Origin of the sequence: uncultured Methanobrevibacter sp., from assembly GCF_947166415.1 — an archaeon.
In the GTDB taxonomy this organism is placed as follows: Archaea; Methanobacteriota; Methanobacteria; order Methanobacteriales; family Methanobacteriaceae; genus Methanocatella.
This window is the reverse complement of the sequence record NZ_CAMVEE010000023.1, coordinates 22,848-29,466: the sequence shown is the minus strand read 5'-3', so window position 1 is coordinate 29,466 and position 6,619 is coordinate 22,848. Positions and strand designations below refer to the sequence as shown.

General features: G+C 35.8%; 9 protein-coding genes. 2 read left to right on the top strand and 7 right to left on the bottom strand.

The features are described 5' to 3' along the window. The 5 genes from hypE to Q0W25_RS06295 all read right to left on the bottom strand — a co-directional run. On the bottom strand, positions 1–805 hold an 805-nt coding region (gene hypE / locus Q0W25_RS06315; RefSeq protein ID WP_298520318.1), incomplete at its 3' end, for a hydrogenase expression/formation protein HypE. Positions 806–908: 103 nt separating this feature from the next. Continuing rightward, a complete protein-coding gene (locus Q0W25_RS06310) occupies positions 909–1,283 on the bottom strand; it encodes a 30S ribosomal protein S8e (protein ID WP_298520315.1) in 375 nt (124 codons plus the stop codon). 193 nt (positions 1,284–1,476) lie between these two features. Next, positions 1,477–1,716, bottom strand: coding sequence for a hypothetical protein (locus Q0W25_RS06305; protein WP_298520313.1), 240 nt, complete (start codon positions 1,714–1,716; stop codon positions 1,477–1,479). A 3-nt stretch (positions 1,717–1,719) separates the two neighbouring features. Beyond that, positions 1,720–2,202: a hypothetical protein gene (locus Q0W25_RS06300; protein ID WP_298520310.1), complete on the bottom strand. Its 483-nt coding sequence runs from the start codon at positions 2,200–2,202 to the stop codon at positions 1,720–1,722. A 96-nt stretch (positions 2,203–2,298) separates the two neighbouring features. Then, positions 2,299–2,646, bottom strand: a complete 348-nt coding sequence (locus Q0W25_RS06295; RefSeq protein WP_298520307.1) for a hypothetical protein — start codon at positions 2,644–2,646, stop codon at positions 2,299–2,301. 192 nt (positions 2,647–2,838) lie between these two features. Here Q0W25_RS06295 and Q0W25_RS06290 point away from each other — a divergent pair, with 192 nt between their 5' ends. Further along, positions 2,839–3,522, top strand: a complete 684-nt coding sequence (locus tag Q0W25_RS06290; RefSeq protein ID WP_297828273.1) for a DNA polymerase domain-containing protein — start codon at positions 2,839–2,841, stop codon at positions 3,520–3,522. Positions 3,523–3,559: 37 nt separating this feature from the next. Then, positions 3,560–4,252: a TIGR02253 family HAD-type hydrolase gene (locus Q0W25_RS06285; RefSeq protein ID WP_298520304.1), complete on the top strand. Its 693-nt coding sequence runs from the start codon at positions 3,560–3,562 to the stop codon at positions 4,250–4,252. Between the two features lie 21 nt (positions 4,253–4,273). On the opposite strand, the gene Q0W25_RS06280 is transcribed toward Q0W25_RS06285, so the two are convergent. Next, entirely contained in the window at positions 4,274–5,047 is a 774-nt protein-coding gene (locus Q0W25_RS06280; protein WP_298520301.1) for an exodeoxyribonuclease III, read from the bottom strand. Beyond that, positions 5,047–6,591, bottom strand: coding sequence for a phenylalanine--tRNA ligase subunit alpha (locus tag Q0W25_RS06275; protein WP_298520298.1), 1,545 nt, complete (start codon positions 6,589–6,591; stop codon positions 5,047–5,049). The genes Q0W25_RS06280 and Q0W25_RS06275 overlap by 1 nt, the downstream gene beginning before the upstream one ends. Positions 6,592–6,619 lie beyond the last annotated feature (28 nt).

The following is a 6,619-nucleotide window of genomic DNA, read 5'->3' as shown; positions in this document are numbered from 1 at the left end:
GATCAATGCCCAACATTTCAGATACAGCATGAACCGCTTCCTTGATTGGAATTGCTTCTTGTTCCAATACAACACCTACTCCCGCTTTTGAAGCCATTTCGTTGATTGCATTTGCAAAACCTCCACGGGTAGGGTCTTTCATAGCTGTAACTCCACCAATTTCTAAAGCTTTATTAATAATATTCCACATTGGAGCAACGTCAGATTTTAAATCAGTTTCAAAACCGAAACCTTCTCTAAAAGACATTAAGCTCATTCCATGGTCCCCCAAACTTCCAGTGACAATAATCTTATCGCCAACCTGCAGGCCTGAATCGCGGACCACTTCACCTTTTTTAGCTATTCCAATACCGGTAGTTACCATTACAATGCCGTCAATCTTATCTTGAGGCATCACTTTAGTATCCCCTGTAATTACCGCAACATCAACTTCTTCGCAGGTTTCATTTAAAGACTTGATTATCTTATCCAAATCTTCAATTGGGAATCCTTCTTGCATAATGATTGCATTAGAAATAGCTAATGGACGGGCGCCCATTACGGAAACATCATTGATTGTTCCCGCAGCTGAAATTCTACCGATGTCTCCGCCAGGGAAGAATAAAGGATCGATAGTATGGCCGTCAGTTGTAAAAACAATTTCATAATCTCCCAATGGTATAGATGCTCCATCATCTAAATCATCTAAGCTAATACCACCATTTACACTCTTTTTTGTGATATTATCTAAAACTGTGCTGGCTATTAAGTTAGCCATTACCTCTCCACCAGCACCATGATTCATGTTAATCTTATCATCTGACATTTTATCTCCTAAAAAATAACAATTAATGATATAATATATGTACAAACAAGTATTTAATAATACTTAAAAAATTTAAAAAAAAAGAGAATTTAAAGAAAAATCTTTAAATTAAAATTCCGTTTATAACACCGTCTTGACCAGGTCTGGATGTTACTTTAGCATTACCTTCAGGGGTTTCTACGATAGCACCTTTGGTAATGATGTTCCTTCTTACGTAGTTAGGGTTTGCGGTGTTTTCGATTACTCCGAGAATGTCTACTACTTTGGTTTTACCGTTAGCGTCGGTTACGTTGATTTTGTTACCGGTAGCTAATCTGAGTTTTTCGTTTCCACCACGAGTTCTGATTTTTCTTAATTTTTTTTCATCTAATCTAGTTTCAGCAGGATCTCTTCCTAATTCTGATTTCCTTTTTCCACGGTTTGCAACATTTCTTGCACCGGATGGACTTCTAGTTGATTTTCCTTGAGAAATTGCCATTATTTCACCTAATAAATATAATTTAATAAATAATAATCGCAGTCAATAAGACTCTTTCAATTAAAACTGTGCGCAAGAAAAAATAACAGTTCAATTATAGAGAGCAATAAAGAGCCCTAAAGAATAATGATAATAAAATATTACTTTATCATTATATATAAATGTTTTATATTTAGGGCGAAAAATAGGAATTTTATTTTTTATTTTTCAAAATAAAATCATCTATCAATTTGTCAAAGTCATCTTCCGAGAGATTTTCATCGGAAGCTGCATCGAGTATTTTTTGAATTTCGGCTTCTGGAACTGAATCCCCTAAAAAATCAATTAACAATTCCCTCAATTCATCATCATCAATGTAAGCTTTTGGATTTGGAGATATCAATTGGGAATTGCCATCACCGTCAAGAACATAATATGGAATTTCAATTTTCATAATCTATTCCTCATCATCATTAACAAACTCATAATAAACTATTCCGTAAGGATCATCATCAAAAAACCATTCGTTAGGCTCCTGGATAAAGTCATCATCATCCAAAAGGATTTCATCACCATCCTCTTCTCCTTCAACCTCAATGACAATGTTAACATTATCCCCAAGACTTTCAACATCTATTCCAAGTTCATCGAAATCTATGACAATTTCATCGTCATCGCCTTTGGGAACAACTATGACTATCTCATCACCCGGTTTAACGTTAATATCCTGATTATTCAACAAATCATCCCCCGCCAGTTCAATTACAGGTTCCAGAAATTGGTCATCCTCCAATAGCTCTATTTTTTTGTTTTTTTCTTCACCCATCAACAGATATCCCTTTGCAAATAGTTCCTTAACGTCTATGCAGCATTCAGGGCAAATAAAACTTTCCTTAGTTAATTCAGCTCCGCATGAAGGACAAAAATTAATTTGAACCATATTCTAAAACCTCAAAATTTCTTAGATAATAATTATTTAGCAAGTGCTATTTAAAATTTAATGTTGGATAGCTAAAAAATAAAAAAAATAGCAATTTCAATAATTGCTATCCAAACAAAAGTTAAATTCGGGCATCCCATACCTGTTTTCACTTTTTAGAGAACATATTTTCAAGCCTTCTATAAACAGGTTGAAATTCAAAAAGGCAGCATCGCAATCTAAAGCTATTTTAACGTTTGCGCTTTCCAATATCATTTTCGGAATATTAAAAACTCCAGAAGCCTTATCAACAAATATGGAAGACGGAACCTTATTCTCATCTATCGCCATAAATATCCCCTCAGAGATATTATAGTCTGCAAAGTATCCATTTTTGCCCTCGATTTTTCCTACAAACGTATCGTTTATCTCATCATAACTTGAAATCAATCTTTGTTTTTCCATGATATCAACCTCACAATTACTTTATTAAAAAATACATATAACAAATGGCTAAGAGCATCTGAAAACTAATTCTAATCTTCAATTAACCGAATAAATTGTTTTTAAGGCAATAAAATTGAAATTGAAATATTAAATTAATTTGGAAAACTATTATTAACACTAAAATTAAATCATTATATGAAGGTGTTTTTATTGGTACAGGAGACAGAAGAACAGTTGGCACTTGAAGCCGAAATCAAAGCCCAGGCACAAAAGTTCCTAAAATACCTGAATTCAACACTGCCAGAAAGCATGGAGCTTGAATACGAAGGGTTTTACAGAAGAGGATTTTTTGTAAGCAAAAAAAGGTATGCCGTTATCGAAGATGGGGAAATCATAGCAAAGGGGCTTGAACTGGTTAGAAGAGACTGGGCGCCGATTGTTAAAAAGACACAGGAAGCTGTTTTGATGGCAATTTTAAAGGAAGGTGATTCCGATAAGGCTATTGAAGAAGTTAAAAAAGTGTTTAAAAGAATTAAAAAAGGTGATGTTGACAAAAAAGAGCTTATTATACATACACAAATCACCAAACCTCTTGACCAGTACAAGCAAGTCGGACCCCATGTTGTTGCTGCAAAAAAAATCGAGGAACATGGAATCAAGGTTACACGAGGAACAATCGTGCAGTACATAATCATCAAAGGAAAGGGCTCCATCAGTCAGCGTGCAATACCTTATGAATACAGTGAAGGATATGACTATGACAAGGATTACTACATCAACAATCAGATGATTCCGGCAATAGAAAGGATTATGTATTCATTCGGATATACCAAAAAAGACCTGGAAGATATGGCCAAAGGAGAGGTCCAACAAAGTTTGGATGCATTCTTCTAAAAAAATTTAAATATTTCATAAACAAAATTAGAATTATATGATAAATGATGACGACCGTGTTGTTTTCTTTGATATAGACGGCACATTACTTGACACATCAGCTTTTGCTGAAACTGCAAGAAAAGCAGCTATCGGATTAATGGTAGACAATGGATTGCCTTTAGACAAAGATGAAGCATATGGTGTTTTAAAGACAATTATCCGTGAAAAAGGATCTAATTACGGAAAGCACTTCAATGTTTTGACTCAAGTCGTTTTAGGCCATGAGGACCCAATGCTTGTAGCGCTTGGAATGATTACATACCACAACGTTAAATTTGCTCTTCTAAGACCATTTGCAGAAACCATCGACACTTTAATATATCTGAAAAGTCAAGGTTATCGTTTAGCTGTTATCTCAAATGGAATAACAATAAAGCAATGGGAAAAATTAGTAAGACTAAACGTATACTCATTTTTTGATGAAGTAATTACCTCCGAAGAGGTGGGTAAGGAAAAACCGCACAAACTAATCTATGATGTGGCATTGAGAAAAATGAAAGGAAACCCTGAAAAATCCGTTATGATTGGAAATAAATTCAAAGCGGATGCACTTGGTGCTGTAAATGCAGGTATGAGTGCAATCCTTGTAAATTCCGACGTTACAGAAGAGGACAGAGAATACATCAAAAAAGAAAAATTAGACATTACAATCATTGATAACATTGGTGATGTTAATACAATATTATAATCACCAAAATCAACTATTTTTTTAAAAATCAAGTTCCAAAGTTACTGGACAGTGATCTGAACCGTAAACATCAGACAATATTTCGGCAGACTTTACTTTACTGGCTATTTCTTCATTTACATAAAAGTAATCAAGTCTCCACCCAGCATTTCTTTCTCTTGCACGGGTTCTGTAGCTCCACCAGGTGAAATTGTTCTCGCCTTCATCAAACATTCTGAAAGTGTCTACAAAGCCAGCCTTTTCAAGTCCATCTAGCCATGCACGCTCTTCGGGAAGATAACCTGATTTTCCTTCACAGTTTTTAGGATTGTAAACATCTATCGGATTGTGGGCTATATTGTAGTCCCCTGTAATTACGATGTTTTTGCCCTGACTTTTAAGTTCAACAAGCTGCTCCAATAAAGCATTGCAGAAATCAACCTTAAAGTCAAGTCTTTTAGCTTCCATTCCACTGTTTGGGAAGTAAATATTGAATAGGATAAAGTCAGGATACTCGATTCTCAAGACTCTACCTTCGCTGTCAAGCTCTTCTACGCCCAGACCTTTTATGACTTCCACAGGTTTCACTTTAGAATATGTGGCCACACCGCTGTATCCTTTCTTTTCGGCTTCATTGAAGGACTTGTGAAATTCTTCAGCTTCCACTAATTTCTTTGGAATCTTATCCTGGGTTGCACGTACTTCCTGAAAGTTAATGATATCCGCATCAGTACTGTCAAACCAGTCCCAAAACTCTTCCTTTTTTGAAACTGCTCTGATTCCATTTACATTCCAAGAAACTAGCTTCACGGACATTATAATTCGACTCCTCTGTCAATAGGCAATTCACGAAGCCATTTAATGTCACTTTTGTATAGCATACGAATGTCTTCAACATCATATCTAATCATTGCAAGCCTTTCGATACCTAAACCGAAAGCAAGTGCAGGCTGGTTGATACCTAACGGTTTTAAAACTTCTGGACGGAACATTCCGGCACCGCCAAGCTCAATCCAACTTTCCTTCTCTTCCAGATAGATTTCAGTTTCAGTGGATAAATAAGTATAAGGGAAATAAGCAGGTCTGAATCTTACTTCAAAGCCTAATTTCTTATAGAATTCTTTTAATGTTCCTAAAAGATTTTGATAGCTGATTCCTTCATCACAAACAAGCCCTTCAACTTGGTGGAATTCAGGCAGGTGCTTGTAATCGAAAGTTTCTCTTCTGAACACACGTCCAACAGAAAACATTTTGATTGGAGGTTCATGTTCGAATAAGTGTTTTGTTGAAATTCCAGTGGTGTGAGTTCTTAAAACACTTTGGCGTGCAATATCTTCACTCCAATCATATTGCCAACCGATAGAACCTGTATCCGCCCCGGTTTCGTGAGTTTCTGCAGTAAGCTTTACAAGTGCATCATCCGGCAAATCACAAGTTAGAGGATTTTTAAGATAGAATGTATCCTGCATTTCACGGGCTGCGTGATCTTGTGGTTGGAAAAGAGAATCGAAGTTCCAGAATGCTGATTCGACATAATGTCCATTGTCTTCTGAAAAACCCATATTCAAGAAAATTTCTCTGATTTCATCAATGATAACCCTTAAAGGATGTTTTTTACCTGCAAAGACAAGAGGAGCCTCTGCAGTAATGTCATAAGGACGGTATTGTAAGCTTTTCCATTCTCCGTCTTTTAATTGCTGGTGTGTTAATTGAGTAGCTTGCTCTTGAATGGTAAAACCTTCATCAAGTATAGCTTCACCTTTATCTAAAAGTTTAAAAGAGTGTGAGGTATTCTTCTTAACATTGATAATGTTTTTTCTGTCATTCAATTTCTTAAATCCATCCAATAAATCGCCTGACAATTTGCCTTTGATGATGTTTTTGGCTTCAGATAATTGGTTCAGCAATTTTTCATCGCCGCCCAATTTGCTAGTATAGTCAGCCCCTAAATCAGTGACTTTAACTACGCCCTTATCGATTTGAGCCCAATTTTTACGGCGCAACCATCCGATTGCTATATTGGCGTCTTTTTTGTCAAGACCTGAAACGCTTGACAAATCTTTCATGTGAATTTCTCTTTTCTCAGCCAATACATCGAGAATTTTACGTTCAGGAAGCTTGTTTTCAGCAACTTCCTTTCCCGCATCTGACAAAGAGATTACTTCCTCAACATCCTTTTCCACTTCAATGATGTCCTTGGATGCGAGAGATCCTGCTGCACTCATTACGGACTTGATGTCCATGCCAGTATTTTCAGCAATCTCTTCGGGAGTAGCATCAGGATTAGCTTCAAGTTCTTTTAATAGTTTCTTTTCATAAATATGCAATTCATTAATGGTTTTTTTAATATCCTCACTCATTTAAACACCATACATTAAGATTAATAAT

Bases quoted from the DNA above. Each gene is read 5' to 3' on its own strand.
- Q0W25_RS06310 (WP_298520315.1), bottom strand. From the start codon at position 1,283: ATGGCAATTTCTCAAGGAAAATCAACTAGAAGTCCATCCGGTGCAAGA.
- Q0W25_RS06305 (WP_298520313.1), bottom strand. From the start codon at position 1,716: ATGAAAATTGAAATTCCATATTATGTTCTTGACGGTGATGGCAATTCC.
- Q0W25_RS06300 (WP_298520310.1), bottom strand. From the start codon at position 2,202: ATGGTTCAAATTAATTTTTGTCCTTCATGCGGAGCTGAATTAACTAAG.
- Q0W25_RS06295 (WP_298520307.1), bottom strand. From the start codon at position 2,646: ATGGAAAAACAAAGATTGATTTCAAGTTATGATGAGATAAACGATACG.
- Q0W25_RS06285 (WP_298520304.1), top strand. From the start codon at position 3,560: ATGATAAATGATGACGACCGTGTTGTTTTCTTTGATATAGACGGCACA.
- Q0W25_RS06280 (WP_298520301.1), bottom strand. From the start codon at position 5,047: ATGTCCGTGAAGCTAGTTTCTTGGAATGTAAATGGAATCAGAGCAGTT.
- Q0W25_RS06275 (WP_298520298.1), bottom strand. From the start codon at position 6,591: ATGAGTGAGGATATTAAAAAAACCATTAATGAATTGCATATTTATGAA.